Origin of the sequence: Corallococcus sp. AB030 (genome assembly GCF_003668965.1) — a bacterium.
Taxonomy (GTDB): Bacteria; Myxococcota; Myxococcia; order Myxococcales; family Myxococcaceae; genus Corallococcus; species Corallococcus exiguus.
In genome coordinates, this window is record NZ_RAWQ01000157.1 from 1 (window position 1) to 26,323 (window position 26,323).

The following is a 26,323-nucleotide window of genomic DNA, read 5'->3' on the forward strand; positions in this document are numbered from 1 at the left end:
AGTGGGGAGCGTGGCGGATGTGGGGGCGCAGTTCGAGCGCGGGCTTTCGCTGGGGGGACTGACGGCCCGTGCGCGATTCGGATCGGAAGCGAAGCTGGCGCGTCTCTATTCCGTATTCCGGGACACAGCGCGCGACGCGCTTCGGTGGATCGCGGCGCGGGGCCTGGTGGTGCAGCGCCCCAGGCGCACGCCGCGCGCGGTGACCGTGGATGAGCCGTTGACGCTGGAGAAGATGCTTCCTCCCGAGCCTTGCTTCCGCGCCCGGTTCGTCAACGCGCTACTTGCCACCCACTCAAAGCTTCACACCCACCGTGGTGCGCAGCTGCGTGTCCAGGGCGGGCACTGTCGCGGGCGGCGCGCTGTCGTAGGTGAGGTTGAACCCGATGCCCACTGTGACGCGGGGATTGGGTGTCACCGCGAAGATCGTCTCGTTGAGCACGCGCAGGTCGGAGGGACGGGTGACTCGCGGCTGGATGTAGACCGTCTCCACGAGGTTGATGTTCTCCATCAGCTTTATCCGTCCCAGCAGGTAGCTGGAGACTCGCGGATCCGTGTAGCGGTCTCCCGCGTCCGGCTCTCCGTCCTTGCGCAGCCGCTCGTGCTCCAGCATCAGCGCCACCCCGAAGGTGAGCCCCAGGCGGTCCTCGTTGAGCAGGATGAAGCGCGGTCCCGCGCCCAGCAGGATCCGGAGCTGGAGCCGGCGGAACTCGTTGTATTCGTGCTGCGCGAAGATCTCGCCCGACACCGTGTCCGTGAGCTTGCGCCGGTAGCGCACGTGCTCCAGCACCTGGCTGACGATGCGCTCGCCGCTGGCGAACGAATACTCACCCCGGATGACGCCCAGCCAGACGTCACGCTCGGAGCGCAGCTGGCCCACCAGGGAGCCCCGAATGGAGAACAGCTCCGTGCTGCCCGTGCGCCAGTCGCCGCCCAACTCGATGGCCGCGGCCGGCCCCGGCTCCGCCTTCTCGTCGAAGAGCGCCTGCACGTTGACGATCTGTGCCGCCGCGCCGCTCGCGTGGAGCAACACCACCAGCACCACCCACCCACCCGACTTCAGGAGATTCATGCATCCTTGCTGTGCCTGCTCTGGCGCTCTCGTTCAACCCTGTTGTGGGGCTCCGGTGCGTCGGTCCAGCGCTTGACGCCAACGGTCCAGGAGGGGCATGCCTGCGCTGTTTCCCAGGCCCTTGCCCTGTCCGGAGTCCGCCCATGCAGGTTCACATCATCGATGCCTTCACCCGCACCGCCGGTGCGGGAAATCGCGCGGGCGTGGTGCTCGACGCCTCGGCGCTGGATGTCCCCACGATGCAGCGGACCGCCGCGGCCGTCAGCGCGTCGGAGACCGCGTTCCTGCTGTCCCGGCCCGGTGACGCCACCGTGCGCCTGCGCTACTTCACGCCCGTGGACGAGATTCCCTTCTGCGGCCACGCCACGGTGGCCACCTTCCACCTGCTCGCGGAGAAGGAACTCCTGCGAAGCCCGGGGACGTACACGCTGGAGTGCCCCGGCGGCACGTTCGGCATCGAGCTGGAGCCCCAGGGCACGCGTGGGACTCGGGTGTGGATCGCCACGCCCCCGCCTCCCGTGCAGCCCAACCCCGTGGCCCTGGACGCGCTGATGGCCACGTTGGGCGGGACCGCGTCGCAGGTGGACCCGTCACTGCCGGTGATCCGCCAGGGCCACCGGTTGGTGGTGCCCCTCCGGCGGCTCGCGGACCTGGAGGCCCTGACGCCGCGAGGCGCGGCGATGAACGCGCTGCTGATGCCGCACGGCTTGCGCGGCGTCTACCTCTTCACCCGCGAAGCGAAGGAGGAGGGGAGCGTTGCCCAGGCGCGCTACTTCGTCCCGGGCTTCGGCATCCTGGAGGACCCCGTGACGGGCTCCGCCGCGGGACCGCTCGCGGCTTACCTCGCCGAGCACGGGAGCCTTCGCCTGCCGGAGCACGGCGGCACGGTGTCGAGTCGCATTGAACAGGGCGACACGCTCGGCAAGCCGGGTCGCATCGACATCCAGGTCACCGGCCGACCAGGCAAGATCGAACGCGCCCGCGTCGGTGGAGTGGCCCTCACCGTGATGGACGCCACGCTGCTCGCATAGCGAAGCTCACGCGCATGACGGACCGCGGTGCCGGGCCCCTTGATGGCTTCGCCGCGCACCTCCAGGTTCGAGGTTGGGATGATTCCATCCCCGATTGAGTGACCGGTGCGGTCCGGCGGCCAGGCGGCAGCCGGCTCCACCGGGGGAGGACGTCATGGCAACCGATAACAGGAACCCAGGCGCGCAGGGGGGGGCCTCCTCCTCGCCTGTCATGAAGAACGCCCAGGCCGAGGTGCCGAGCGCCACGTCGCCGGGACAGGACCCGAGGACGGGCGCTGGCATCATCCGCCGCGAGTCGCAGGCACCGGCCATCGGCAGGGAAGCCGCGCCCGCGAGTCCGTTCGGGCTGCTGCGCCGGATGATGGAGGACATGGACCAGCTCGTCTCCGGCTTCGGAGGCCGGGGCCTCACCGCTCGGAGCGGCCTGCTGGAGGAGGGCCTCTGGTCACCGCAGGTGGATGTGCTGGAGCGGAACGGGAGCCTCATCGTGAAGGCCGACCTGCCAGGAATGCGGCGGGAGGACATCCACGTCGAGGTGCTGAAGGACCTGCTCATCATCGAAGGCGAACGCTCCTTCGAACTGGAGGAGGAAGAGGAGGCCGAGGGCATCTGGAGCCTGGAGCGCAGCACCGGTCAGTTCCGCCGCGTCATCCCGCTCCCGGAAGGCATCGACACGGAGTCGATCCAGGCGAACTTCGAGAACGGCGTCCTGGAGGTCTCCCTGCGGCTTCCGGAGGAACTGCCCCAGGGCAAGCGCATCGAGGTGAAGGGAGGCTCGCGCGAGCAGGCCCGGCGGATGACGCGCGGCAAGCCCATCCACTGAGGGAGGGGCGCGCGGATCAATGCGTGTGCCGGCGGCCCTCGTCTTCCACGACGGCCGCCGCCACCTTCTCCGCCGAGTCACGCAGCTCCGCTTCGGGCGGCGAGTGCCAGGACTCGAAGGCGAACAGCTTCCGCATCAGCTTCCCGGCCTGATAGCCGGGGCGCAGTTCGATGGCGTCGAACATCCAGGACAGCGCTTCGTCCGCGAACGTGTACCAGGACTCCTCGCAGCCCGTGGCGTCCATGGTGAGGTTCATCGTGGTGACGAGTCCATCCGCCAACGCCAGCGTCCGGATGTCATTGTCGCCGGGGCCGGACGGCAGGTCCCGCTTCAGCGCCTGGAAGTGGGCATCCAGCTTGAACAGCCATTCGCGCGACTGCTCCAGCGCGTTGATGATGAGCTGGATGTTGTATTCCACGCCCATGTTCGGGGTGGGCTTCTGTCTGAAGAAACGGTGGCACCAGCAGTAGCCGCCGAAGCTCTCATTGCCCAGATACAGACCCGTCTCCGTGTACCAGGGCCCCAGGTTCTGGTTGAGCATCCGCTGGATGTGCTTCGCCATCGTGTCGTGCTGCTCGTCCGTGAGCTTGCGCGTCCCCGGGGGCACTCGCGGCGCCAGGTATTCGCGCAGCAGCCGGATGAGCTTCTCCGGCTCATACCCGTCCAGGCTGTCGCGGATGAGCAGCCAGTGCCCCAGCGCCGAACGGCTCATACGGCCACCTCCGCCACCCGCGCCGCGGCGTCCCGGAGGACCTCCGGAGGAGGCGCAATCCAGGACGTGAAGACGAAGGCCGTGTCCAACTGCTCCTGGGTGGCATCCGACAAGGGCAGTCCCATCGCCTCGATGCACCACGACATGGCGTCCTGCGCGACCTGGTACCAGGTCTCCTCGCAGGACGTCGTCTCCGCCGTCAGGTCCACGGTCCGCACCAGCCCTTCCGCGAGCGCCTTCGCCCGGAGAGCCTTGTCGTCGGCCGCCAACTCGAGCTGACAACGCGCGGCCTGATACACGCCGTCCAGCGCGTACGGAAACGAACGGATCCGCTCCAGCGCCTCCAGCATGAGCTGGATGTTCGCATCCACGTCCATCGTCCGATGCGGCGGGTTCTGGTTGAAGAACGAGTGACACCAGCAATAGCCCCCCAGCACTTCATTGCCCAGGGGCAGGCCGCTCTCGATGTACCAGGGCCCCAGCTCGGCCTGGAGCAGGTCCTTCACGGCGTTCTGCGCCTGCTTGAGCCGGCTTGCGTGGATGCTTCCGGACCGAAGGGGGGCCAAGGCCTCCCTCAGCCGGGACGCCAGCGATTGCGGTGCGTAGGCATCCAGGCTGTCGCGGATGCGGCGCCACGTGAAAGCCGAAGCGTCACTGCTCATTCGGGCACCTCGTTGGGGCACGGGGCGTCCGGCCCCGCGATGGTCCGGGCCAGCAGCCTTGCCAGCCGTGTGTAGTTCACCGCGTCTCCGGGACGCTTGGGCCACAGCACCACGGGCGCCAACGGTGGCGTGGGCAGCCGGCCCCGGCGCAGCATGTATTCCAGCCACAGCCGCGCCGCGCGGGCGTTGCCGTCCGGGAAGGGGTGGAAGAAACACAGGTCCAGGTACAACCGCGTGGCATGTGCCACTGGATGACGCTCTTCCCTCGCGTCCGCTTCCACCTTGGCGCGGAAGGCCGCCTCCAGGCCGGGCGCTTGCGCATAGCGGTGCGCGCCTCCCCGCGCGAAGGCGTCCCCGGTGCGGAAGCCCGTGGGCGCGCCCAGGAGCTCCGACTGGACCTCCACCATCCGGGCGAAGGTCAGCGGCTCGCCCATGTCCGCGAGCCGCCGCACCCGGTCCAGGGCCCGTTCGAGGCGCTCCGTCCGCGCAGGGCCCTGGGCTTCATGGGCCGGTGCGTCATGGCGGTGCAGGAAGTCCTCCTGGGCCCCCGTCTCCCGGAAGGGCTGTCGCGCCGCCGCCGCCAGGTCCGCCCGGAGCGTGGGCAGCGCCCAGTCCAGGGCGAGTGTGGCCTCCCGGTGGGGCGCGAGCTGCTCGGTGGAGGACGGGGCATTCACTCGGGATCCGGGACGAAATGGGGGGCGGAGAGCCCAGCATGGCCGGGGCCGGGTGACAAACACCCCGGGCGATAAGGCCCTCCCGTGGGTCACGGAGTGGAGCCTGGGCTCACAATTGCGTAAACAGGTCGTTCTCGCAGCAGGGAGAAGGCACTGAATGAAGACGTTCCTCGTGGTCAACCCGCGCAGCGCCAACGGGCAGACGGGGAAGCGATGGGTGGAGATCTCCGCGCAGGTGGGCAAGGTGCTCGGTGACTTCGGGTACGGCTTCACCAGCGGCGGCATGGATGCGGCGCGTCTGGCGCGGCAGGCCATCGATGACGGTTTTGAGTGCATCGTCGCGGTGGGCGGCGACGGCACCCTCAACGAGGTCACCAACGGCTTCTTCCGCGACGGACAGGTCATCAACCCCCGGGCCACGCTGGGCCTGTTGCCCCGAGGCACGGGCGGCGACTTCCGCCGCACCTTCGGGTGGGACCTGGAGCTGACGTCCGCGCTGGAGCGGCTGCGCACGGAGACGACCGAGCCCTTCGACGTGGGGCGGCTGGAGTTCACCGACAACGACGGCAAGCCGGCCACGCGCTTCTTCGCCAACATCGCCTCGCTCGGCGTGAGCGCGGTGGTGGCCCGCGAGGTGAACCAGGGCAGCAAGGCGCTGGGCGGCAACCTGAGCTTCATGTGGGGCACCGTGAAGGGCCTCATCAAGTACCAGGAGCAGCAGGTGCGCCTCACGGTGGACGGCGGTGAGCCGGAGACGGTGAGCGTCACCGCGGTGGCCGTGGCCAACGGCCGCTACTTCGGCAGCGGCATGTTCGTGGCGCCCGACGCGGTGACGCACGACGGCCTCTTCGACGTCACCATCTGGTCCAACTACGGCCTGTCCGACTTCGTCCTCAAGTCCAAGGGCGTCTACAACGGCGACCACGTCACCTGGAAGGGCACGCGGAGGCTGCGCTGCCGCACCATCCACGCCGAGTCGCTGACGGGCGACGTGTTCCTAGACGTGGACGGCGAGACGCCGGGCCGGCTGCCCTGCACCATGACGCTGTTGCCGGGCGCCATCCGCCTCAAGGTGTAGCGCCGGAGCGGGGCGAGCGCCGCGCGTCCTCCACGGGCGCGCCGACGCCAGACGAGGCGGGCGTGGGGCGGTACCAGCTTGTCTGTCCAATCAGGTGCCGCGTGAAGCCGTCCTCCACCAGGGGCGAGGCCTCCGCGGCGCCCAGCACCAGGTAGCCGTCCGCGTGGAGCATCCGCCGCACGCGGGCGAGCACCGCGCGCCGGGTGGGCGCGTCCCAGTAGATCATCACGTTGCGCAGGAAGACGAGATCCACGGGCGCTTCCAGCGGGAAGTCCTCCATCAGGTTGAGCGGCCGGAACTCCACCGGCTTGCGCACCTGTTCACTCAGCCGCCACCCGTCGCGCTCCTGGTGGAAGTAGCGCTGGCGCAGCTCGGGCGTCAGGCCCCGGTGGATCTCCTTCGCGTCGTAGCGGGCCTCGCAGGCGCGCACGATCGCGCGGGTGGAGAAGTCGGTGGCGAGGATGCGCACCGTCCATCCGGTGATGAGCAGCCCGGCCTCGGTCAGCGTCATCGCGACGCTGTAGGGCTCCTGACCGTAGGCGCACGCCGCGCACCAGATGCGCAGCGTTCGCGTGCGGATGCGCCTGGCCAGCAGCGTGGGCAGCACCGTGGTTCGCAGGGCCTCGAAGACGGGCGCGTCGCGGAAGAAGGCCGTCTCGTGGTTGGCCAGCGCTTCCGCCAGGCGCTGGTGCAGCGGACTGCCCTCTGGCTGCGAGCGCAACCGCGACACCAGGGAGGAGAGGTCCGGCAGCCGTTCCTCGCGCATGAGGGGCGTGAGCCGCGTCTCCACCAGCGCGTACGTGTCGGACTCCAGCACGAGCCCGGAGCGGCGCAGCACGCGCTGCCGCAGGTACGCGAAGTCGTCGGGAAGCAGGGACATGTTCAGGTCCTCCGTCCGCGCGGATCCACGCGCCGCGCCAGCTCCAGGGACAGCGCCTCCAGGGGCACCACGGCATCCGCGAGCCCCGCTTGTTCCACCGCACCCGGCATGCTGCCGACGACGCAGCTGGCCTGGTCCTGCACCACCACCTGACCGCCTGCCTCGTTCACCCTCCGGCAGCCGCGCAGCCCGTCCTGGCCCATGCCGGTGAGCACCACCGCCAGCACCCCCGTGCCGTACACCTCCGCCGCGGAGCGGAAGAGCAGGTCCACCGCCGGACGGCACGCGTTCTCCGCCGGCCCCTGGTGCGTGAGCAGCCGCACGCCCGTCGCATCCCGGCACACGGCCAGGTGGAAGTCGCCGGGAGCGACCCACACCTCGCCCGCATTCACGGATGCTCCCGTCACCGCCTCGCGCACGGTGAGCGGCGTCACGCCCTGCAACCGCTCCGCGAGCAGCCGGGTGAAGAGGGGCGGCATGTGCTGCACGATGAACACCGGCACCGGCAGGTCCGCGGGCAGCGCGGACACCAGGCGCACCAGCGCGCCCGGGCCTCCCGTGGACGCGCCGACGACGATGGCCTCCACCCGCGCGGGCACTCGCGGCCTGGACTGCGGCTCGCGCGTCACCAGTGGGGGCGAGGGCGTGGCGGACGGCGTGCGTACGTTCAGCGCCTTGAGCTTGCGCACCAGTTCGTCCCGCACGGCCTCCACGGTGATGTTCATCCCGCCCGCGGACGTGGGCTTCGTCACGTAGTCGCGGGCCCCCAGCGCGAGCGCCTCCAGGGTCAACACGCCCGCGCGTTCGGTGAGCGCGCTGAACATCACCACGGGCAGCTCCGGGGCGCGCTGACGCAGGAGCTTCAGCGTCTCCAGCCCGTCCAGCTCCGGCATCTCCAGGTCCAACAGCACGACGTCCGGCTGGAACTGCTCCACCTTCGCCAGGGCGATGCGGCCATTGGGCGCGGTGGCGACGACCTCCAGGCCCGGCGCCGCGCCCAGCAGCAGCGACACCTGACGCCGCACCACGGCCGCGTCGTCGACCACGAGGACCCGGATGGCGTTCATTCGCACCCGCTTCACCGCGCCGCGTGCGCGACCGGGCAGCGGCCCACGGGGGCGCTGGAGGCACTTTCGCCATACACCTCGTGGCGCGGACGGCTCGCGAGGATGGCGCTGGCGCCCCAGTCCGTCACGCGGTGGAAGGCCTCGGACGCGACGAAGGCGTCGAAGCCCTCGCGGCTGTGCCACTCGGAGACGATGAGGTAGCGCCCCGGCGCTCCCACGCTCTTGAACAGCTCCGTGTGAGCGTGCGTCGGCAGCGTGCGCATCGCCTCCAGCACCAGCGCGAACTTCCGCTCGAAGGCTTCCGCCTTGCCCTCACGCACTTCGTAGTTCATGCCGATGGTGACCATCCGTCACCTCCTTGTCCGTGTTTCATTCGAGCCAGACCCGGACACGCCGGCGGCCCTCATCCAGGTGGAACAACTCCGACGGCCGCAGACCCGCCGCGACCGCCGCGATACCAATGGCCGCCGGATCCACGCCACGCGCCGCCAGCTTGCGAGGCAGGTCCTCCGGCAGCAGCTCCTCCAGGTGCGCCGTCACGTCCGCGCGGAAGGTGAGCGCGACGCGCGTGCGCCCTCCTTCCGTCACCTGGACCTTCAGGTAGCGCGCGGTGCCCTCCACGGGAGCCGCCGACGGCGATGGCGGAGGCGGCAGTGACGGGGCGCGGGCCTCATCCAGGAGGGGTCCCCATGCGATGGGCGCATCCAGCACGTCCAGGTGTCGCACCAGCCCGTGGAACGCGCGCAGGACGAACAGGAGCGACGCGGGCCCCGCCGCGCGGAAGTTCCAGCGGTGCGGCCCCAGCGCCTCGGTGAGCCGCTCGCCCAGGCGCCAGCTTCGCGCGTGGAAGGGTTGGTCCAGGAGGAAGGGCTCCAGCAGCACTCGGCTGACGGCGGGCAGCGCTTCCGCCATGGGCTCCAGCAGCTCCGGCGCGAAGCCCAGCATCACCCACGCGGACAGGAGCTGCTCCGGGCGCGGCGGCGTGCTCGGACAGTTCAGGAGCGTGATCAACCGCCCCAGCCCCACGGGCAGCTCCGGCGGCAGTGTCTTCACGCAGCCGAAGTCGAGCACTCCCAGCACGGGCTTGCCGTCCGGTCCCCGCGACACGCGGTAGTTGCCCGGGTGCGGATCCGCGTGGAGCGCGCCCCACGTGAAGCAGCCGTGGAGGAACAGCCGGACCAGCGTCGTGGACAGCGCGCGGCGGTCCGCTTCGCTCCAGCGCCAGCCCTCCGCGAGCGACTCGCCCTCCACCCACGTCATCACCAGCAGGTCTTCCCGCGTGAGTTCATCCACCGGCACGGGGATGACGACGCCCGGCACCTCCGCCATGCGAGTGCCCGCGTCCCGCAGGGCCTGGGCCTCGTGGCGATAGTCCAGCTCGCCCTGGAGCATGCGGGCCAGCTCGTGGCGGTAGGCGGGCAGGTCCAGCTTCCCGCGCCAGCCTCCCAACGGAGCGGCAAGCCACCCCAGCGCGCGCAAGTCATCCCGCACGGCCTCCGCGATGCCCGGGTGCCGCAGCTTCACGGCCACTGTGCGCCCGTCATGCAGCACGCCCCGGTGCACCTGGCCCAGCGACGCGGCGATGCCCTCGCCCTCCAGCGACTTGAAAACCTCCCGCCACGGACGGCCCAACCGGCGGGACACCTCCGCCAGCGCGGCCTCCGGGTCGAGCGGGGAGGGCGCCTCCGCGAGCGAACCGAACCCCGGCGTGTCCGCGCCCAGCTCCGCGAGCGTGAGCACCTGGCCCACCTTCTGTGGCAGCCCGCGCAGCCCCAACAGGCGCTGGGCCAGCTCGTGCCGTGCGCGCTCCGCGTCCTGGGGCCGGGACCCCCGCCGCAGACGCGTGGAGGCACGGGCCACCTGGCCCAGCTCCCACCACCGCTTCAATCCGGTTCGCACGTGCCGTCGCTCCCTGTGCCTTCCGCCGCCCGCGCTACTTCGTCCGCGTCTGCTTGTCGGAGGTGTCCACCTGCACGACCAGCCGTTGCAGCGACTGCGCCATGTGGGCCAGCTCCACCGCCGAGCGCTGCGTGCTGCCCGCGCCCTCGGTGGTGCTGCGCGCGGCCTCCGCCACGGCGGCCATGTTCTCGGAGATCTGCTGGCTGCCCTTGGCGGCCTCGCCCACGTTGCGGAGGATCTCCCCCGCGGTGGCCGTCTGCTCCTCCACGGAGGAGGCGATGGACGTCTGCAGCTCGTTGATGCGGCCGATGGTGGCGCCAATCTCCAGGATGGCGTTGACCACCTCCTCGGTGTCGCCCTGGATGCTGCCGATCTTCTGACCGATGTCCTCCGTGGCGCGGGCGGTCTCGCGCGCCAGCTCCTTCACCTCGTTGGCCACCACCGCGAAGCCCCGGCCCGCCTCACCGGCGCGGGCCGCCTCGATGGTCGCGTTGAGCGCCAGCAGGTTCGTCTGCTGCGCGATGGAGGTAATGACCTTGATGACCTTGCCGATCTCCTGGCTGCTCGTGCCCAGCTTGCCGACGACGCTGGACGTGGAGTCCGCGAGCTTCACCGCGGAGGACGCCACCTTGGCGGCGGCGCTCGCGTTGCGCGCCACCTCGCGGATGTTCGCGTTGACCTCCTCCATGCCGGACGCGACGCTCTGCACGTTGCGGCTGACCTGTTCGGCGCCGGCGGACACCTGGGTGGCCTGCGCCGCGGTCTCCTGCGCGTTGCTCACCATCTGCTGGCTGACGCTGGACAGCTCCTGCGACGACGCGGCGAGCGTCTGCGAGTGCTGCGTCACCTCCTGGAAGATGCCGCGCAGGGTGCTGTCCAGATCCTTCTCACGCTGCTGCACGGCGAGCTTCTCCGTGATCAGCTCCCACGTCACCATGGGGCCCAGGTAGCGGCCCTGGCCGTCGTACACCGCCGTCACCAGCAGGTCCGCGGTCTCCGGCCCAATGGGGATGTTCGCGCGCACCGGCAGGTTCTTGTCGTTGGCCAGGATCTTCCGCTGGTACGCCACGTCCTTGTGGAAGACGTCGATGTGGGAACCCAGCACCCGGTCCGCGGCGATGGGCAGGTGCTTCTCCACGCGCTGCAACAGCCGGCGCGAGGCGGGGTTCAGGTAGACGATCTTCAGGTCCAGGTCGGCCACCATCACGCAGGTGGGCGCGTTCTCCAGCATGGCCCTCAGGCGCGCCAACTCCGTGTCCGCGCGCCGCGTCCGCCGCCGCCAGCAGCGTGGACACGCGCTCGCGGTCCAGCACCAGGCGCCGGTCGCGCGCCAGGCCGAGCATCTCCTCGGCTGCGTGCATCAACGCTTCCAGGCGGCTGAAGCCCAGGAAGCCGCAGGTGCCCTTCACGGTGTGCAGGGCCCGGAACAGCTGCGCCAGCAACGGCTGCGAGCCCGGCCGTGCCTCCAGCTCCAGCACCGTCGCCTCGATGCTCTGCACGTGCTCGCGGGACTCGAGGAGGAACTCCCGCATCACGTCGTCCCAGCCCGGAGTGTCACCCACGGACAGGACGCTTCCGGACGGAAGTCCACACAGACTGTATGTGTTTGATGAGACGGATTTGACTGGCGCTGCCCATAGGCAACGGCCCCCCCGACCCACAAGACTCCGGAGTCGAAGTCCCAGCATCCTCCAAAGTCAACGGCCTGAAAGCTGTCCCAGAGGGAAGGCGCCCTGATCAGAAGAACAGGCGGAGCAGGTCGTATCGCGTCTCCGCGCCCAGCTTCCGGAGAAGGTTGGCCTGGTGGAATTTCACAGTGCGCTCGGTAATCCCTAACACGGTCGAGATGTCGGTCGGCGAGCGGCCGAGCGCGAGATATCGCAACACATCGCCTTCCCGCTCGGACAGCCGCGCGGCGCTGGCCATGCGCCGCACCTTCGCCTCGAAGAGGCCGCTGAGTGTTTCATCACCGATGGTGTGAACGCTGACACGCGCGGTGCCAGCGCCCGTGGGCGTGGCGGTGACGACCTCGTAGCCCTCCGCATGCTCGGAAGCCTGCCGCACGATGGTGTGCGGCCAGGAGGTAGGCGCGGCCATCGTCAGCGGACAGTCCAGGCAGGGCGCGTCGCGGTGGGCGAAGGCGCCGAAGCACGGCCGGCCCACCATCTCCTCCTGCCGCGCCTCTCCGGACGTCCACACCGCCTTGAGCGTCCCGAACGACGACAGCTCGGTGGAGATTTCGTAGCTCAAATCCCGACGTGCTCCGTGTTCCCGGGCCGGCTCCGGGAAGGCGGTGCGCTCGGGGATGGAGAGGGGCGGGGCGGAGCGCGTGATGATGGCCACCAGCCGCAGGGGAGGGCGGCCCACGGCGGCCACGTCCAGCTCCACCGACAGCCGCTCGCCGTCGCGCGTGAGCACCTCTGTCTCCAGCCGCGTCTCGGCGCTGGTGAAGATGGCCCGCAGCGCCTGTCCCACCTCGCGTCCGTGCTCGCGTGGCGTGCAGACATCCGTCCAGCGGCGCCCCAACAACTCCTCGCGGGGCCGGCCCAGGAGCGACGTGAACGCGCCGTTCGCCAGCTCGATGCGGCCACGCCGGTCCATCACGACGATGGGCCGCGTGTCCCGCTCCGCGAGCAGCGATGCGGTCAACGACCAGTCCATGAGGCCCCCCGGCCGTTGCAATCCAGTCCAAGTTTTACATGGGTAGTGCTGAATTCCTTGGTTTGAATAGCTTGCCGCGAGGTGACTGCGTTTGCATTTGGACAAAGGTCCAATCACATACCGTGGTGATTGAGGGGGGGACTGTCCGTGTGTGGTCGTCCGCCTGGGGAGCGTGCCGGAAACCTGGAACGTCTCCGTGAATCGGGGCAACCTGCTGCATCACCTGGGCTCGGGGATTACTCCCAGGGCTTCCCCGCCGTCCCCACCGTGGGAGAGGAGCTGAACGCATGAGCGCACCGCGACGACCCGCGCAGTTCGACCTCTTCACCGGCGCGGTGGAGGAGCCACCCGCGTCGTCGCGGCGCAGGACCCAGCCGGTGGGACCCGCCGAGCCGTCCGACAGCCTGCGCATGTTGGGCGAGCAGCTCCCGCGCGGTGTCTACCTGGGCACGTCGTCATGGACCTTCCCGGGTTGGAACGGGCTCGTCTACGATCATGAGGCCAGCACGACCCAGCTGGCGCGTGAGGGCCTGGCTGCCTACGCGCACCACCCGGTGCTGCGCACGGTCGGCATCGACCGGACGTTCTACGCGCCGGTGCCGGCCACGACCTTCGCTGAGTACGCGCAGCAGGTGCCGGACGGCTTCCGCTTCCTGGTGAAGGCCCACGAGGCCTGCACGTTGGCGCGCTTCCCCGTGCACGAGCGCTATGGCGCGCACCGGGGGCAGGTGAACGACCGCTTCCTCCAGGCGGCCTACGCCGTGGACCACGTGGTGGCGCCGTTCCTGGAAGGGCTGGGCGACAAGGCCGGACCGCTCGTCTTCCAGTTCCCACCGCAGGATCCCGCGGCGCTGGGTGGCGCGGGCCGCTTCGTGGAGCGGCTGCACGCGTTCTTCTCCGCGCTGCCCCGGGGGCCGCTGTACGCGGTGGAGGTGCGCAACGAGGAGCTGCTCACGGAGGGCTTCGCGCAGGCGCTCGCGGACACGGGCGTGAGCCCGGTGCTCGCGGTGTGGGCCCACATGCCGCCCGTCGCGCGGCAGGCGAAGCTCACGCGCGCGTTCGAGGCCCGCGCCGTGGTGGTGCGATGGATGCTTCCGCCGAACCTCGGCTACGAGGAGGCCTACGCCCGCTACGCGCCGTTCAACCGGCTGGTGGACGAGGACGTGGGCACCCGCGACGTGCTGGCCCGTGTGTGCATGGCGGCGGTGCGACGCGACCGTCCCGTCTTCGTGACCATCAACAACAAGGCGGAAGGGAGCGCCCCGCTGTCCGCCGTCCGGCTCGCGGAACGCGTCGTGTCACACAAGGAGGAGGGCGGCCAGAGAGGCGCCGTTCACGCAACATGACTTGCGCGCGAGCACGGCGCTTGCTTACGTGAATGCTCATGATGGTGATGACCCTGGCCGCGCTGTTGATGCAGATGACCGCCTCCGGTGGAGCCGGCTCGGAGGGCAAGCGTGCGGGCAACCATCAGGACCCGGCTGGCGAAAGCCACCCGCGAGCGGTGAAGGAGGACATCTCCTCGCTCAAGGGGGAAATCACCAGCCTCAAGGAAGAGTTCCGGCTGGCGCGCGAGCGTCAGCGCCTGGCGGCCGAGGAGAAGCAGCGCCAGGAGGAGGCACGCTACGGTGTCACGCCGAAAGCCACTCCCGCCCCTGCCGCCGGAGGGTCCGGAGCCTCCGCCCACGCCAGATGAGCTGGGAGGCGAGCTGGGAGCAGTAGAAATTCCGGTCGATGGAAACCTCGACCTGCATCTCTTCCAGCCTCGCGAGGTGAAGGAACTCGTCACCGAGTACCTCTGGGCCTGCCGCCAGAAGGGCGTGCTCGACGTGCGCATCATCCACGGCAAGGGCACGGGCGCGCTGAGGCGCACCGTGCAGTCCCTGCTGCCCACGTTGCCGGAAGTGGAAGGCTTCCAGACAGCCTCCGAAGCGGACGGAGGTTGGGGCGCGACGTGGGTGCGGCTCAAGCCCCTGTGACGGGGCTCAGGACAGCCAGAAGTACGCGGAGGCGATGAGGGTGCGCTTCTCCGTCACGCGCGCCTTGTTGGCCAGCTCCGCCATCTGCCGGTCCTTGGAGGCGTAGCGCTTCTCCTCCTCGTTGCGCAGCGACGCCAGCTTGCGGCGGTAGTCGCGCTCCTGCCGGTCCGAGTGCGCCCGGGCCTTCGCGCGCTCCGCGACGTCCTCGATGCCGGAGACTTCCTTGCGCGCGTCGAACCACGCCTGACGGGCGGACTCCACCACCTCGCGGGACTCCATCAGGCAGTCCTCGACGTAGCGGTCCGCGCGCTCCTTGGCCTTGTCCAGCTCCAACGCGTTGCGCCGCTCCGCTGCCCGAATCAGCTCATCCTTGGCGGTCATGAGCGACTGCTCTTGCATGAGCTGGACCGACACCGGCGCGGGCTGCCGGCGCTTCTCTTCCTTGGCGTCGAGCTTCGTGAAGTGGACACCGTCCGTCAGCGGCAGGGCGCGGAAGCCGCCGTCCCGGTCCTTCACCAGCACCAGGTGGACCAGCTTCTCCTCCGGCTTGAGGCCCGTCGTCTCGAACTTGTAGACGAACCACCAGCCCTCGCCGCCGGCCAGCCGCGCCAGCCGTGAGGGGAGCCCCGCGGCGTCCAGCTGCAGGTAGCTGACGGTGTCCTGGGTGCGGTCGCGCACCGCGTAGGCGGCCTTGGCCACCTGGAGCCGTCCGGAGGTGCGGCTGCCCAGCACGGAGCCGGTGAGCGCCTTCGCCTCCTGCTGGCGCTTGGCCACGACCTCCTTGGCCGCGTCTCCCGCCACGCGCAGCCGGCGGCGCACGTCGCCGTCGAAGCGCTCCAGCACCACCGAGCGCATCGACGTCATGCGCTGGTTGATGGTGCCCTCCAGCTCCTCGCGCAGCTTGTCGAAGGCGACGTTGATGTCCTTCGGGTCGCGGCAGGACTGGTAGATGTCCAGCACGCGGCGCTCGAAGTCGACGCCGCTCTCCAGCGCGCCCAGGATTTCGTCGGACGCGCCGAACACGCCGTCGAAGAGGTTGAGCTTCTTCTCCAGCAGCTCGAACAGGCGCGCGTCCGCCGCGTTCTGCCGGTTGAGGAAGTTCACCACCAGCACGTCGCGCTGCTGGCCGTAGCGGTGGCACCGGCCGATGCGCTGCTCCACGCGCTGCGGGTTCCACGGCAAATCGTAGTTCACCACCAGGTTGCAGAACTGGAGGTTGAGGCCTTCGGCACCGGCCTCCGTGCAGATGAGGATCTGCGTCTTGTGGCGGAACTCCTCCACCAGCGCCCGGCGCTCCTCGGGCGTGCCGCCGGCGTCGCCGGACAGGAGCGAAATCTTGTCCTTGTAGCCGTGCTCCGACAGCAGCCTGAAGAGGTACTGCTGCGTGCGCTTGGACTCCGTGAAGATGAGCGCCTTCTCCGGCCAGGAGTGCGTGCGCATCACCGCGAAGGTGCGGTCCAGGGCGCGCTTGAGCGCCTCACCCTTGGCGTTGATGCGGATGGAGTCCGCGAGGTCCGCGTACTGACGCAGCTCCCAGACCTCCTGCTCCAGCGTGCGGACCTGGGGCGCCTTGGCGGGGTCGTCGGACCACTCCTCGCCTTCCTCCACGAACTGCTTGGCCTCTTCCGGCTCGAAGAGCGACAGGGCTTGCTGTCCCAGCCGCGCGGCCGACAGGCGCTTCTCCAGGTTCTCAGACAGCCGCCGCAGCGTGGGCGCGATGGCGAACGTGGAGGAGGCCAGCAGCTTGCGGTAGCACAGCGTCAGGAGCGTCTTCTTGCCCGGCTCGATGGCCGCGGCCTCCGAGCGCTGCAGGTACTCACTGACCTTCTCGTAGAGGTCGTGCTCCTCGGGGGAGGGGAGGAAGTCCTCCACGATGCTGCGGCGGTTGGTGTAGCGCACGTACTCGCGCACCTGACGGCGCAGCGTGCGTTGCACCACCGGGGCCAGCCGCTCCTTGAGCTCGCACGCGGCGGCCTCCGTCATGCCGCCGCCCTCGTCGGCGCGGTAGCGGCTGCGGAAGGCGTGCTCGGGGCCCAGGATCTGCTCGTCCAAGAGCGACATCAGGCCGAACAGCTCCATCAGGTCGTTCTGGAGCGGGGTGGCGGTGAGCAGCAGCTTGGGGCGGCCCGCGAGCGACGCGCGCAGCGCCTGGCCCGTCTTGTTGTTGGGCCGGTGCGCGTTCCGGAGCCGGTGGGCCTCGTCGATGATGATCAGGTCCCACGGAATCTCCGACACGAGCGCGGAGCGGTTCGCCGCGAACGGGTGCGAGCAGATGACGGGGAAGGGCTGATCGAAGCAGTTGTTGTGCTTCTTCACGTCGCGGCCGTCGACGAGGACGCTGTCCAGGTCGAACTTCTCGCGCAATTCAGCGTTCCACTGCGCGCGCAGCACGGCGGGGGCGAGGATGAGGATGCGGTTCTTTCCCTCCGCCATGAGCTGGGCGATGACGAGGCCCGCCTCGATGGTCTTCCCCAGGCCCACCTCGTCCGCGAGCATGCAGCCGCCGCGCGACAGCGCGTCCAGCGCGAACATCGCCGCTTCGACCTGATGCGGGTTGAGGTCCACCTTCGCTTCGGCCAGCGCGTTCGCCAGCCGCTGCTGCGTGTCTCCGCTGCGCGCGAGCAACTCCTCGGCGAGGAGCCGCTCGTGGAAGGGCGTCAGCCCCGCCTCCACCAGCTCCTCCGCGGCACGGGCCGCGATGGCCGCGGCGTCTGCTTCCACTTCCAGCTTCAAACCCCTCGCGACCTCCGCCAAGTCCCGCCTCCCGTCCGGTTTGGAGCGTGCGCGCGTGCGCGCGAACAGTTGAGGCGCGCCATTGTGGGCAGCGATCGCCATCTGTAAAGGGGGTCCTCCCCGAGGCCGAAAACTCGGCCTCCGCGCGATTGGCAAGCATGGTGTTCGGCGGAACGACACATGCGCGCGCGAGCGTCGGAATGTCTCAAAGGGCTTGACGAATGCGTCGTGAGCGCTCAGAGCCGCCCGCGCGCCTTCACGTCCAGGTACACGTTGAGTGCAGCGGCGCCGAATCCGCGTGCCGGTGCGCGCACCACCAGCGCTCCCGCGTCACGCAGCGTGGTGGCGGTGCGGCGGTACTCGGACTCCATGCGGGAGGCGGCCTGCCGCGCGTAGGCGGACGTCGCGTCGCCGGGCACGTCGGTGGCGGCGGCCTCCAGGTCCTCGTCCAGCAGCGACGCGACGACGGGCAGGTGCCGGGGGCGCAGGGCCAGCGTGCGCGTGAGGAGCGCGGAGGACGCGTCCGGATCCACCAGGTCGGTGAAGAGCACCACCAGCGCGCGGCGCGTCTGGCGGGCGAAGGCGAAGTCGAACGCGCGGCCGTAGTCGCTCTCCTCCAGGCCGGCCTCCGCGCGGTAGAGGGACTCGGTGATGAGGCGCAGGTGCTCCGCGCCCTTGCGCGGAGGCAGGAAGGTGCGCACGTCGCTGGCGAACGCGAGCACGCCCACGACGTCCCCTGCGTCCAGGCTCACGCGCGCCAGCCGCAGCGCCGCGTCCACCGCGTGATCCAGCTTCCGGCGCCCCTGCACCCGGCCCGCCATGTGACGGCCGCAGTCCAGCAGCAGCAGCACCGGCTGGTTGCGCTCCGGCTGCCACGTGCGCACCAGCGTGTGGCCGTGGCGCGCGGAGGACTTCCAGTCGATGTGCCGGTAGTCGTCGCCGGGGCGGTACTCGCGCAGCGATTCGAACTCGCGGCCCTCCACGGACTTGCGATGGAGCGTGCGCGCGGACACGGCCTCCGACGCGCGCGCCAGCGTCAGTGCTTCGCGAGAGAGGGCGCGCAGGTCCGGATACACCTTCACGTCCTGACCCGCGGGCAGCCGCACCTGCCGCGAGCACAGACCCAGGGGCCCCATCAGGCGCAGGTTCACGTCGCCGAAGCGCGCATCGCCCCGGGAGGGAGGGTGCACGCGGTACGTCAGCCGCGTGGTGTCTCCCGGCTCCAGCGTGAAGGGCTGACGGTGGCCGTGGCTCTCCACGTCCAGGGGCGGCTCGTCGCGCAGCTCACCGCGCACGGGCCTGTCCGTTCGCGAACGCAGCTCCCAGCGCACGGTGTTGTCCACGCCGGAGGAGAGGATGGGCTCCACCTCGCGGCGTGCGTCGACGTCACGGGCATGCGGCGCGCGCAGGAAGTCCACCGCGCACAGGAGCAGGACGGCCACGTCCACCGCGAGTGCCAGCCATCCGAAGGCGGGGCTCGCCACCGCGAGCGCGGCGGGCACCAGCGCTCCGGCGAACAGCGCCACGGCGAGGCCGCTGGGGACGGGGCGCCCGAGGCTCACCGGGGCACTCGCACCCGTTCGAGCATCTGCCTCAGCACGTCGTCCGCGGTGACGCCCTCCACCTCCGCCTCGGCCTTGAGCAGGAGGCGGTGGTTGAGGACGCTGGGCGTGACGGACTTCACGTCATCAGGCGTGACGAAGTCGGTGCCCCGGAGCGCCGCGTGCGCCTTGGACGCCGCGAGCAGGGCCTGCGCGGCGCGGGGGCTCGCGCCCAGTCGTACGCGGGGGTGTGCACGGGTGTCGCGCACGAGCTGCACCACGTACTGGAGGATGGAGTCGTCACACGCGACGCGCGCGGCGCGGTCCTGCAGCTCCATCAGCGTTGCAGCGTCCAGCACGCGGGACACGGCGGGTGGCCGGCCCTCGCGCTGGTGGAAGGCGCGCAGGAGCGAGGTTTCGGCGTCGCCATCCGGATAGCCCACGCGCACGCGCATGAGGAAGCGGTCCAGCTGCGCCTCGGGGAGGGGATAGGTGCCCTCCAGCTCCAGCGGGTTCTGCGTGGCGACGACGAAGAAGTGCGGCGGCAGCGCGTGGGTGACGCCGTCGATGGTGACCTGCCGCTCCTCCATGGCTTCGAGGAGCGCCGCCTGCGTCTTGGGCGGCGTGCGGTTGATTTCATCCGCGACCAGGACCTCCGTGAAGACGGGGCCCTTCATCAGGCGGAAGGTCTGCTCCTGCGGCTGGAAGACGTTGGTGCCCAGGATGTCCGCGGGCATCAGGTCCGGGGTGAACTGCACGCGGGAGAAGGACAGGCCCAGCGCCCCCGCCATGCTGCGCGCGGTGAGCGTCTTGGCGACCCCGGGCACGCCCTCCAGCAGCACGTGGCCGCGCGCGAGGAAGGCCGTCACCAGGTCGGCCAGCACGCGGGGCTGGCCCACGACGGCCGAGCCCAGCGCGTCGAGGAGGCGGGAGAGGGGCGTGGCGTCGGACATGGTGGCGGGCGACGGTAGCCCGCCTCATGTCCGGCGCGGCAGCGAAATCCTCGGGCCTACTCCTGGCGCTTCAGGCCCATCAGGGTGCCCAGCACCGCGATGACGCCGCCGAGGATGCCCAGGAAACAGCCGATGCTCGGCGACGAGTTCATCATCTCCGCGTTGCCCATGGGCGACGGCACGAGGGTGGTGTCCGAGGAGAGCTTCAGGAACACCAGCGACCAGACGAGGGTCACCACGCTGCAGACCATCTGCGCGCCCCACGGCAGCATGGGGTTCACCCAGGTCATCACCTCCCGCGCCCGCAGGCCCACGAAGACCATGGTCGCGACGGCGAAGATGAAGGAGATGAACCCCAGGCTGATGAGGCCCAGGAAGTCGCCGCCCTCCGCCGTCTCCTTCCACGGAATGAAGCAGGAGAGCACCACCAGCGCCGCGCCCCAGAACGCGATGCGGTCGCCGCCTTGCAGCTCGCCCAGGAACGAGCGCGCGTCGTCCAGCAGCACCTCCGGATCATCGATGGGCGAGCGAGAGGACTCCAGCTCACGGGCCTCACGGGACCAGGGATCCGCCACCGCGTCGCCGGCGTCGTCCTCATCCTCCTCGACGGGAGCGGGCGCCGGGGCGCGGCGGGCCGACGCACGGGCGGGAGCGGCCTTGGCGGCGCCACCGCCCCGGGCGGGAGGAGCGGCACGTTGGGCCTTCTCCCGGGCGATGTCGTCCATGCTCCGCACGTTGGTGGCGTCGTCGCTCGGCGGCGGCGCGGCGGGGCGGGCGCCCGTCCTGGCGCGGGCCGGAGCGGGGCGTGCGCGAGGCTCTGGAGCGGCGCGGGCCGGAGGAGGCCGCGAGCGCGGCGGCGGCCGGACTCCGGTGCTCTCGTCATCGCCGCCAGAGTCCCCCTCATCCCCGGCTCCCCCGAGGAAGGACTCGTCGATGATGTGGTCGCAGTGGGGGCAGATGGCGGTGTCTTCCGCGACCTTGCGATTACAGCCTGGGCAGTTCAGGGCCGGTGCTCCGGGAGGGGGGAAACGGCCCGATATCTTCCCGGCCCCAGCGCGCGGCTGTCAAACCCGTTCAGCGCCATAACCCCTGGATTTTCGCGGGGAATTGACCTAGCCCGTTCGAGCATGGCCCGCCTGCCCGCCGCAGTGTCCGCCGGTTTCCTCCTCGTGAGCGCCTGTGTCCGCTCGGTGCCGACGCCCGACGTGCCTCCGCCCCCGGTCGAGCCCTCGAAGGCCATCGCGCGGATCCAGGACTGGGAGGACCGCCGCTCCCTGGGAGGCGGGGACCTGGTGCGGTTCGCCACCTCCGCGCCGGATTGGGCCGTGCGCGTGCGCGCCCTCCGGGCCCTGGCGCGGATCCAGGACGTGGAGACGCTGGAGGCCGTCCTCGCCGGGCTGACGGCGCGGCGCACTGCCGTGCGCGACGAGGCCGCCTTCGCGGCGGGTGAGCTGGCGCAGTCGTGGGAGCCGCTTCCGGAGGCCGCACGGACGGCGCTCACGGAAGCGCTGGTGCGCGCCGAGGCCTCGGAAGCCTACGCCCGGGTGCACGACACGCTGCTGGAGTCCCTGGGCAAGCTGGCCACGCCTGGCGCCGTGGAGGTGCTGACGGCCCGGCTGTCTCCGGCCAATGGCCCCTGGTCCGAGGCGGCGGCGACGGCGTTGGGCGTGGCTGCGCGCAAGGCCGGACCCGCGGCCGTGGCGAACGTCCCCCTGGAGACGATCCGCGCGCTGCTGGATCCCCGCTTGCGGAGCGAAGTGAACGTCGCCGGGGCGTACCTTCTGGCTGCGTCGAAGCGGCTGGACGGCGTGGATGCGCTCCGCTCCTGCGTGGCCAATTCGATACCGGATGTGATGGCCCCGTGCGTGAAGAGCCTGGGCGACCTGGGCAGCCCGCGGGACGCGCTGGCGCTGAACCTGATGTTGGGCGAAGCCACGTCCCGCGCGTCGGCGGAGGTGGCGCGTGCGCTGGCGAAGCTCGCCGCGAAGTGCGAGGCCGGCTCACCCTGTGCCCCGCTGAGCGCACTGGAAGGCCAGTCGCACCTGGCGAAGCAGGTGGCGGAGGGGAAGGCGGCGAAAGGCCACGTGTTGCTGGCGGTGGCGCAGCAGGGACTTCCGCTCCAGGGCCGGCCGGTGTTGTCGCGCATGAGGAGTGCGCTGGCGGAAGCAGACCGCACCGCCGTGTCCGACGAAGCCCACACGGACCTCGCCTGGCTGGACTGCCGGTTCGCGGCGGCGATGGACCGACAGCTGGGCACTCTGGAGCAGGTCCTCCAGTGCGGCTACGGCCGCGTCCCCGAAGCCCGATGGCTCGCGCTGGGACTGCACGAGGTGGCGCAGTTCAAGGGGCAGCCCACCGGCGCTGCGTTCGCGGTGCCCTACCTGGACCACGTGAGCCCCATCGTGCGCGGCGCCGCGCTGGCCGCACTCGCTGAACGCCCCGTGCCCGAAGCGCTGGCGCCCATTCGCGCGCTCATCGGAGGAGGGGACGCGGTGGTGGCGGGACTGGCCGCGTCCGCCGCCGGCAAGCTGAAGGACACCGAAGCCCTGCCCGCGCTGGAGGCCCTGGCCGACCGCGTCCCCAAGGAGCCGGACCTGGCGGAGGCGGTGGCCGGCGCGCTCGTCGTGTTGAAGGGCCTCGCGGCGGAACCCCGCCTGCGCGAATGGCTGACCCATCCACACGCCAACGTGCGCCGGATCGCGGCCGAGTCCCTCACCACGCTCACGGGAGCGCCGGTCCGCTCTCCCCGCGTGGAGCTGCCTCCGGAGACGTACCGTCCGCCGGCCGCGCCCCCGGGCACGACGCTCACGCTGCGCACGCGCAAGGGCGACATCACCGTCCTGTTGGATCCGGATGCGCCGCTTACGGGCGGCAACCTGATGGCGCTCGCGAAGCAGGGCTACTTCCGGGGCATCACCTTCCACCGCGTGGTGCCGGACTTCGTCGCGCAGGGCGGAGACCCGCGCGGAGACGGGGAGGGTGGGCCTGGCTATTCCATCCGCTGCGAGATGACGCGCCGCCCGTATGCGCGAGGCACCGTGGGGATGGCGCTGTCGGGCAAGGACACTGGCGGCAGCCAGTTCTTCTTCACCCACTCACCGCAGCCGCACCTGGACGGCCGCTACACGGCCTTTGGTGAAGTGATTCAAGGCATGGACGTGGTGGACGCGCTGCTGGAGGGCACGATCATCGACGATGTCCTCGTCGGCACCCGCGCCCCCTGAAGCAGGCCCCTCGCGCGTCAGGCCCCGGCGGCGCGCGCGGGCACCGGCTCGCCCTGGGCGTTGAGGTTCGCGCCCGTCCAGCGGTGGCTCTCCGCTTCCTCCATCGTCTCCACCTCACGGCGGATGCGGGCCCACTCCGTCTCCGGCAGGCCGAGGAACGCCTCCGCGAGCATCGGGTCGAACTGCGTGCCCGCGCAGCGGCGGACCTCGTCGCGCGCCACGCTCATGGGGCGCCCCTTGCGATAGGGCCGGTCGGAGGTGATGGCGTCCAGCGTGTCCACGAGGCAGAAGATGCGCGCCCCGATGACGATCTCCTCGCCCTTGAGCCCCAGCGGGTAGCCCTTGCCGTCCCAGCGCTCCTGGTGCTGCAGGACGATGAGCGCCGCCTCGTGCAGGTAGGGCATCTTCGCCAGCATCCGGTAGCCGAACTCCGGGTGCAGCTTCATCTCCACCCATTCCTCCGGCGTGAGCGGCCCGGGCTTGAGCAGGATGGAGTCCCGCACGCCAATCTTCCCGATGTCGTGCAGGAGCGCGCCCTGCTCCACCACGTCCAGCGCCGGTCCGGTGAGGCCGATCTCCTGCGCCAGCCGCCGCGCGTACAGCGACACGCGCCGCGAGTGCCACTGCGTCTCCGTGTCGCGGTAGTCCAGCGCGCTGATGAGCCCGTCCAGAAGCCCCGTGGTGCGCTCGATGACCCGGCGCTCCAGTCCCTCGTTGATGGCCAGGAGCTCCGCGTTCTTCTCCGCGACCTCGCGTGTCAGCCGCTCGTTGGTGGCCACCAGCCGGTGGTGCTCGAAGGCCTGCCGGATGCTGCTGGTCAGGTCGCTCAGCGACCACGGCTTGCCCAGGAGCCGGAAGACCTCGCCCCGGTTCACCGCCTCCGACGCCGTCTTGAAGTCCGCCGCCGCCGTCAGCATCAGCCGCACCGCGCGAGGGTTCTTCTCCCGGAGCGCTGACAACAGCTCGATGCCGTTGAGGTACGGCATCATGAAGTCCGTGAGGACGACGTCGAATCCCTGCTCCCGCGCCGCCACCACCGGGTCGCTGTGTGTCACGACCTCGTAACCCTCCGCCTGGAGGATCCGGGACAGCGCGGCGAGGATGAGCACGTCGTCGTCCACCACGAGGATTCGGGCCATGGGCTGATACGCTCCGAGCGAGTGGGCTGCGTTTTTCTCAGACTCTTATATCCGGTCCACAGACGGCCAGACAGGCCCCCCCAAGCTTTCCAGTACCGCCAAACTACCGGAATTCTTGAGGTTTCCCTGAAACAGGTGGTCGCTGGATTCCACGTCCTGCTTGCCTGCCCGTCGAGCCGTGTTCTATGGTGGCCGCCTACCCAACGTAAATGGCTGTAACCCCTTGGAATTCGGGAGCAATCTCCGATGGCTAGAGCCCCTGATGGGCCGGTGCCGGTGGTGGTGATGGGGCTGGGGTTTATCGGGCAGGAGATTGCCAGGGCAGCCCTGTCGTCCACCGAAGTGGAGTTGATGGGCGCGGTGGACTCGCAGCCCTCCCTGGTGGGTCGTCCCCTGGGCGACGTGCTGGGGCTGGCCGGGCCGCGCTTCAAGGTCGCGGACTCGCTGGAGCGCGCCGTGGGGCGCCGCAAGGGCGTGGTGGTGCTGCACGCCACCAGCTCGCGGCTCTCCCAGGTGATGGACCAGCTGCTGGACGCGCTGAAGCTGGGCCTGCCGGTGGCCAGCACCTGCGAGGAGCTGGCGTTCCCGCACCTCAAGTACCCGGAGCTGGCGGAGAAGCTGGAGCGCGCCGCGGAGAAGGCGGGCGTCGCCATCGTGGGCACGGGCGTGAACCCGGGCTTCGTCCTGGACCGCCTGGTGGCCACCGCCGGTCAGGTGTGCGGCCCCGTGCGCAAGGTGCTGGCCAGCCGCGTGGTGGACGCGCGCACGCGCCGTGAGGCCCTGCAGCGCAAGGTGGGCGCGGGCCTGACGGAGGAGGAGTTCTTCGACCTGGTGGACCGCGAGGAGCTGGGCCACGTGGGGCTGGTGGAGTCCGCGGCGCTGGCGGCGGTGGGGCTGGGGCTGGACTGTGACGACTTCGAGGAGGAGGTCGCGCCCGTGTTCGCCGAGGAGGACATCACCGGCGGCGCATTTGTCGTGAAGAAAGGCCGCGTCGCGGGCATGTTCCAGTCCGTGGTGGGTTTGGAGGAGGGGCAGGAGCGGGTCCGCCTGGAGCTGACCATCGCGGTAGGGGCGGACAACCCACGGGATCGCATCGAGATCGACGCGGACCCCAGGCTGGTGCTTGAGATACCGGGGGGAGTGGCGGGCGACCGGGCCACCGCGAACGCGCTGGTGAATGCCGCGCCACGTTTGACGGCCGCGGAGGCCGGGCTCCTGACGGTGCTCGAGCTTCCGTCAGGTCGCTGAAGGTTCATCAGGAGAGGGAAATGCTGGACAAGAACGCGATTGGCCGCGCCTCGCCGCCGACGCTCAACGAGGTGGAGAAGGGCGCCATCCGGCGCTTCGCCGAGGCAATCGGCGACTACAATCCCATCTACTACGATGAGGAGTACGCCCGGGCCTCGGGCTACCCCACCATCGTCGCGCCGCCCACGTTCCCCGCGTCGTTCCATTCCGCCGCGGACCTCCGGGAGCTGTTGGGGGTGGGCATCAAGAGCCTGCTGCACGCCGAACAGGGCTTTGACTACGAGCGGCCCATCTTCGCGGGGGACCGCATCTACGTGTCCACCCGCGTGTCGGACGTCTTCGAGCGGCCGGGCATGTCCGGCAAGATGGACATCGCGGTCATCGAGGACGAAGGCCGGGACGAAGAGGGCAACCTCGTCTTCCGCGCCCGCCGGACCCTCGTGGTGCGTGCCGCCAAGGAGAACGCCTGATGCCCGCGCGCAAGCTCTACTTCGAATCCATCCGCGTCGGTGACGAGCTGCCGGCGTTGGCCAAGGCCCCGGTGGACCGCGTCCAGCTGTCGCGCTACGCGGGCGCCTCCGGCGACTACAACCCCGTGCACGTGGACGAGCTCTACGCCAAGAGCGTTGGCATGCCGTCCGTCTACGCCCCCGGCATGCTCGTCATGGGCATGTTGGGCCAGCTCATCAGCGACTGGGCCCGCGGCGGCCAGCTGCGGCGCTACAACGTCCGCTTCATCAAGATGGTGTGGCCGGGCGACACCGTGGTCTGCAAGGGCCGCGTGAGCGACCGCCACGGCTCCGGCGGCCGGTACTTCGTCGAAATCGACCTCTGGGCGGAGAACCAGAAGGGCGAGCTCGTCATGAAGGGCGGCTCGCAGATCCAGCTCTTCTACTCCCTGGAGGACGAGAACCGGCAGCGCTCCGGCCAGTCCCCCATCGTGGTGGAAG

25 protein-coding genes and 1 pseudogene are annotated in these 26,323 nt (G+C 70.3%); 10 read left to right on the forward strand and 16 right to left on the reverse strand.

What is annotated here, in order from left to right; all coding sequences use genetic code 11:
• Positions 1-292: 292 nt before the first annotated feature.
• Complete coding sequence (locus tag D7Y15_RS30365) at positions 293-1,069, reverse strand: YdiY family protein (protein WP_120580276.1); 777 nt, start codon at positions 1,067-1,069, stop codon at positions 293-295.
• A 143-nt stretch (positions 1,070-1,212) separates the two neighbouring features.
• On the opposite strand from D7Y15_RS30365, the gene D7Y15_RS30370 reads away from it, so the two are divergent.
• Complete coding sequence (locus D7Y15_RS30370) at positions 1,213-2,100, forward strand: PhzF family phenazine biosynthesis protein (protein ID WP_121754753.1); 888 nt, start codon at positions 1,213-1,215, stop codon at positions 2,098-2,100.
• A gap of 211 nt (positions 2,101-2,311) precedes the next feature.
• Positions 2,312-2,923 carry an Hsp20/alpha crystallin family protein gene (locus D7Y15_RS30375; RefSeq protein WP_158629140.1) on the forward strand — a complete coding sequence of 204 codons (612 nt, stop codon included), beginning with the start codon at positions 2,312-2,314 and terminating at the stop codon, positions 2,921-2,923.
• Between the two features lie 16 nt (positions 2,924-2,939).
• On the opposite strand, the gene D7Y15_RS30380 is transcribed toward D7Y15_RS30375, so the two are convergent.
• From D7Y15_RS30380 to D7Y15_RS45370, 3 genes are read right to left on the reverse strand one after another with little or no spacing between them, the layout of a single operon-like run.
• Positions 2,940-3,635, reverse strand: a complete 696-nt coding sequence (locus D7Y15_RS30380) for a hypothetical protein (protein ID WP_121754755.1) — start codon at positions 3,633-3,635, stop codon at positions 2,940-2,942.
• A complete protein-coding gene (locus D7Y15_RS30385) occupies positions 3,632-4,297 on the reverse strand; it encodes a hypothetical protein (RefSeq protein ID WP_121754756.1) in 666 nt (221 codons plus the stop codon). The genes D7Y15_RS30380 and D7Y15_RS30385 overlap by 4 nt, the downstream gene beginning before the upstream one ends.
• Entirely contained in the window at positions 4,294-4,971 is a 678-nt protein-coding gene (locus tag D7Y15_RS45370; protein ID WP_199746000.1) for a Fic family protein, read from the reverse strand. The genes D7Y15_RS30385 and D7Y15_RS45370 overlap by 4 nt, the downstream gene beginning before the upstream one ends.
• A gap of 157 nt (positions 4,972-5,128) precedes the next feature.
• Here D7Y15_RS45370 and D7Y15_RS30395 point away from each other — a divergent pair, with 157 nt between their 5' ends.
• Positions 5,129-6,049, forward strand: coding sequence for a diacylglycerol kinase family protein (locus tag D7Y15_RS30395; RefSeq protein ID WP_121754757.1), 921 nt, complete (start codon positions 5,129-5,131; stop codon positions 6,047-6,049).
• Here the strand turns inward: D7Y15_RS30395 and D7Y15_RS30400 are convergent.
• The 7 genes and pseudogenes from D7Y15_RS30400 to D7Y15_RS30430 all read right to left on the reverse strand — a co-directional run bounded on the left by D7Y15_RS30400 (position 6,039) and on the right by D7Y15_RS30430 (position 12,556).
• Positions 6,039-6,929, reverse strand: a complete 891-nt coding sequence (locus D7Y15_RS30400; RefSeq protein ID WP_120580282.1) for a protein-glutamate O-methyltransferase CheR — start codon at positions 6,927-6,929, stop codon at positions 6,039-6,041. The two genes, D7Y15_RS30395 and D7Y15_RS30400, sit on opposite strands and share 11 nt — an antisense overlap.
• Positions 6,930-6,931: 2 nt before the next feature.
• Positions 6,932-7,996: a chemotaxis-specific protein-glutamate methyltransferase CheB gene (cheB, locus tag D7Y15_RS30405; protein WP_121754758.1), complete on the reverse strand. Its 1,065-nt coding sequence runs from the start codon at positions 7,994-7,996 to the stop codon at positions 6,932-6,934.
• A gap of 11 nt (positions 7,997-8,007) precedes the next feature.
• A complete protein-coding gene (locus D7Y15_RS30410; protein WP_121754759.1) occupies positions 8,008-8,343 on the reverse strand; it encodes an antibiotic biosynthesis monooxygenase in 336 nt (111 codons plus the stop codon).
• 22 nt (positions 8,344-8,365) lie between these two features.
• Positions 8,366-9,895, reverse strand: coding sequence for an AarF/ABC1/UbiB kinase family protein (locus D7Y15_RS30415; RefSeq protein ID WP_121754760.1), 1,530 nt, complete (start codon positions 9,893-9,895; stop codon positions 8,366-8,368).
• Between the two features lie 34 nt (positions 9,896-9,929).
• Positions 9,930-11,144, reverse strand: coding sequence for a methyl-accepting chemotaxis protein (locus tag D7Y15_RS30420; RefSeq protein WP_233605139.1), 1,215 nt, complete (start codon positions 11,142-11,144; stop codon positions 9,930-9,932).
• A gap of 22 nt (positions 11,145-11,166) precedes the next feature.
• Positions 11,167-11,583: pseudogene (locus tag D7Y15_RS46805) on the reverse strand (Hpt domain-containing protein); the annotation flags it as partial.
• Between the two features lie 49 nt (positions 11,584-11,632).
• Positions 11,633-12,556, reverse strand: a complete 924-nt coding sequence (locus tag D7Y15_RS30430) for a PAS and helix-turn-helix domain-containing protein (protein WP_121754761.1) — start codon at positions 12,554-12,556, stop codon at positions 11,633-11,635.
• Between the two features lie 287 nt (positions 12,557-12,843).
• Between D7Y15_RS30430 and D7Y15_RS30435 the strand changes: the two genes are divergently transcribed.
• Genes D7Y15_RS30435 through D7Y15_RS30445 form a run of 3 tightly spaced genes read left to right on the forward strand, consistent with a single transcriptional unit; the run spans position 12,844 to position 14,535 of the window.
• Complete coding sequence (locus D7Y15_RS30435; protein WP_121754762.1) at positions 12,844-13,902, forward strand: DUF72 domain-containing protein; 1,059 nt, start codon at positions 12,844-12,846, stop codon at positions 13,900-13,902.
• 38 nt (positions 13,903-13,940) lie between these two features.
• Entirely contained in the window at positions 13,941-14,252 is a 312-nt protein-coding gene (locus D7Y15_RS30440; RefSeq protein ID WP_121754763.1) for a hypothetical protein, read from the forward strand.
• Positions 14,185-14,535, forward strand: a complete 351-nt coding sequence (locus tag D7Y15_RS30445) for a Smr/MutS family protein (RefSeq protein ID WP_120565617.1) — start codon at positions 14,185-14,187, stop codon at positions 14,533-14,535. Before D7Y15_RS30440 ends, D7Y15_RS30445 begins: the two co-directional genes overlap by 68 nt.
• 6 nt (positions 14,536-14,541) lie before the next feature.
• Here the strand turns inward: D7Y15_RS30445 and D7Y15_RS30450 are convergent, their stop codons facing one another.
• The 4 genes from D7Y15_RS30450 to D7Y15_RS30465 form a co-directional block, all read right to left on the reverse strand.
• Positions 14,542-17,262: an SNF2-related protein gene (locus D7Y15_RS30450; RefSeq protein ID WP_233597378.1), complete on the reverse strand. Its 2,721-nt coding sequence runs from the start codon at positions 17,260-17,262 to the stop codon at positions 14,542-14,544.
• A gap of 242 nt (positions 17,263-17,504) precedes the next feature.
• Positions 17,505-18,830 (reverse strand): DUF58 domain-containing protein, encoded by a 1,326-nt coding sequence (locus D7Y15_RS30455; RefSeq protein WP_121754764.1) that lies wholly within the window; start codon positions 18,828-18,830, stop codon positions 17,505-17,507.
• Entirely contained in the window at positions 18,827-19,762 is a 936-nt protein-coding gene (locus D7Y15_RS30460) for a MoxR family ATPase (protein ID WP_120580226.1), read from the reverse strand. The genes D7Y15_RS30455 and D7Y15_RS30460 overlap by 4 nt, the downstream gene beginning before the upstream one ends.
• Before the next feature lie 56 nt (positions 19,763-19,818).
• Positions 19,819-20,487, reverse strand: a complete 669-nt coding sequence (locus D7Y15_RS30465; RefSeq protein ID WP_120580225.1) for a hypothetical protein — start codon at positions 20,485-20,487, stop codon at positions 19,819-19,821.
• A gap of 444 nt (positions 20,488-20,931) precedes the next feature.
• Between D7Y15_RS30465 and D7Y15_RS30470 the strand changes: the two genes are divergently transcribed.
• On the forward strand, positions 20,932-22,986 hold the full coding sequence (locus tag D7Y15_RS30470; protein WP_368667409.1) for a peptidylprolyl isomerase: 2,055 nt from the start codon (positions 20,932-20,934) through the stop codon (positions 22,984-22,986).
• Between the two features lie 17 nt (positions 22,987-23,003).
• Here D7Y15_RS30470 and D7Y15_RS30475 read toward each other — a convergent pair whose 3' ends face one another.
• A complete protein-coding gene (locus D7Y15_RS30475) occupies positions 23,004-24,125 on the reverse strand; it encodes an HD domain-containing phosphohydrolase (RefSeq protein ID WP_120580223.1) in 1,122 nt (373 codons plus the stop codon).
• Positions 24,126-24,371: 246 nt separating this feature from the next.
• Here D7Y15_RS30475 and D7Y15_RS30480 point away from each other — a divergent pair, with 246 nt between their 5' ends.
• The 3 genes from D7Y15_RS30480 to D7Y15_RS30490 all read left to right on the forward strand — a co-directional run.
• Entirely contained in the window at positions 24,372-25,373 is a 1,002-nt protein-coding gene (locus tag D7Y15_RS30480; RefSeq protein WP_120580222.1) for a dihydrodipicolinate reductase, read from the forward strand.
• 20 nt (positions 25,374-25,393) lie between these two features.
• Entirely contained in the window at positions 25,394-25,843 is a 450-nt protein-coding gene (locus D7Y15_RS30485; RefSeq protein WP_014397671.1) for a MaoC family dehydratase N-terminal domain-containing protein, read from the forward strand.
• A partial coding sequence (locus tag D7Y15_RS30490) for a MaoC family dehydratase (RefSeq protein ID WP_121754766.1) occupies positions 25,843-26,323 on the forward strand: 481 nt, incomplete at its 3' end. The genes D7Y15_RS30485 and D7Y15_RS30490, both read left to right, overlap by 1 nt.

Excerpts from the sequence above, each read along its gene's own strand:
- D7Y15_RS30380 (WP_121754755.1), bottom strand. The coding sequence starts at position 3,635 with ATGAGCCGTTCGGCGCTGGGGCACTGGCTGCTCATCCGCGACAGCCTG.
- D7Y15_RS30435 (WP_121754762.1), top strand. The coding sequence starts at position 12,844 with ATGAGCGCACCGCGACGACCCGCGCAGTTCGACCTCTTCACCGGCGCG.
- D7Y15_RS30465 (WP_120580225.1), bottom strand. The coding sequence starts at position 20,487 with ATGGACGACATCGCCCGGGAGAAGGCCCAACGTGCCGCTCCTCCCGCC.
- D7Y15_RS30440 (WP_121754763.1), top strand. The coding sequence starts at position 13,941 with ATGATGGTGATGACCCTGGCCGCGCTGTTGATGCAGATGACCGCCTCC.
- D7Y15_RS30460 (WP_120580226.1), bottom strand. The coding sequence starts at position 19,762 with ATGTCCGACGCCACGCCCCTCTCCCGCCTCCTCGACGCGCTGGGCTCG.
- cheB (WP_121754758.1), bottom strand. The coding sequence starts at position 7,996 with ATGAACGCCATCCGGGTCCTCGTGGTCGACGACGCGGCCGTGGTGCGG.
- D7Y15_RS30485 (WP_014397671.1), top strand. The coding sequence starts at position 25,394 with ATGCTGGACAAGAACGCGATTGGCCGCGCCTCGCCGCCGACGCTCAAC.
- D7Y15_RS30370 (WP_121754753.1), top strand. The coding sequence starts at position 1,213 with ATGCAGGTTCACATCATCGATGCCTTCACCCGCACCGCCGGTGCGGGA.
- D7Y15_RS30400 (WP_120580282.1), bottom strand. The coding sequence starts at position 6,929 with ATGTCCCTGCTTCCCGACGACTTCGCGTACCTGCGGCAGCGCGTGCTG.
- D7Y15_RS30480 (WP_120580222.1), top strand. The coding sequence starts at position 24,372 with ATGGCTAGAGCCCCTGATGGGCCGGTGCCGGTGGTGGTGATGGGGCTG.
- D7Y15_RS30365 (WP_120580276.1), bottom strand. The coding sequence starts at position 1,069 with ATGAATCTCCTGAAGTCGGGTGGGTGGGTGGTGCTGGTGGTGTTGCTC.
- D7Y15_RS30385 (WP_121754756.1), bottom strand. The coding sequence starts at position 4,297 with ATGAGCAGTGACGCTTCGGCTTTCACGTGGCGCCGCATCCGCGACAGC.
- D7Y15_RS30395 (WP_121754757.1), top strand. The coding sequence starts at position 5,129 with ATGAAGACGTTCCTCGTGGTCAACCCGCGCAGCGCCAACGGGCAGACG.
- D7Y15_RS30430 (WP_121754761.1), bottom strand. The coding sequence starts at position 12,556 with ATGGACTGGTCGTTGACCGCATCGCTGCTCGCGGAGCGGGACACGCGG.
- D7Y15_RS30375 (WP_158629140.1), top strand. The coding sequence starts at position 2,312 with ATGAAGAACGCCCAGGCCGAGGTGCCGAGCGCCACGTCGCCGGGACAG.
- D7Y15_RS30410 (WP_121754759.1), bottom strand. The coding sequence starts at position 8,343 with ATGGTCACCATCGGCATGAACTACGAAGTGCGTGAGGGCAAGGCGGAA.
- D7Y15_RS30475 (WP_120580223.1), bottom strand. The coding sequence starts at position 24,125 with ATGGCCCGAATCCTCGTGGTGGACGACGACGTGCTCATCCTCGCCGCG.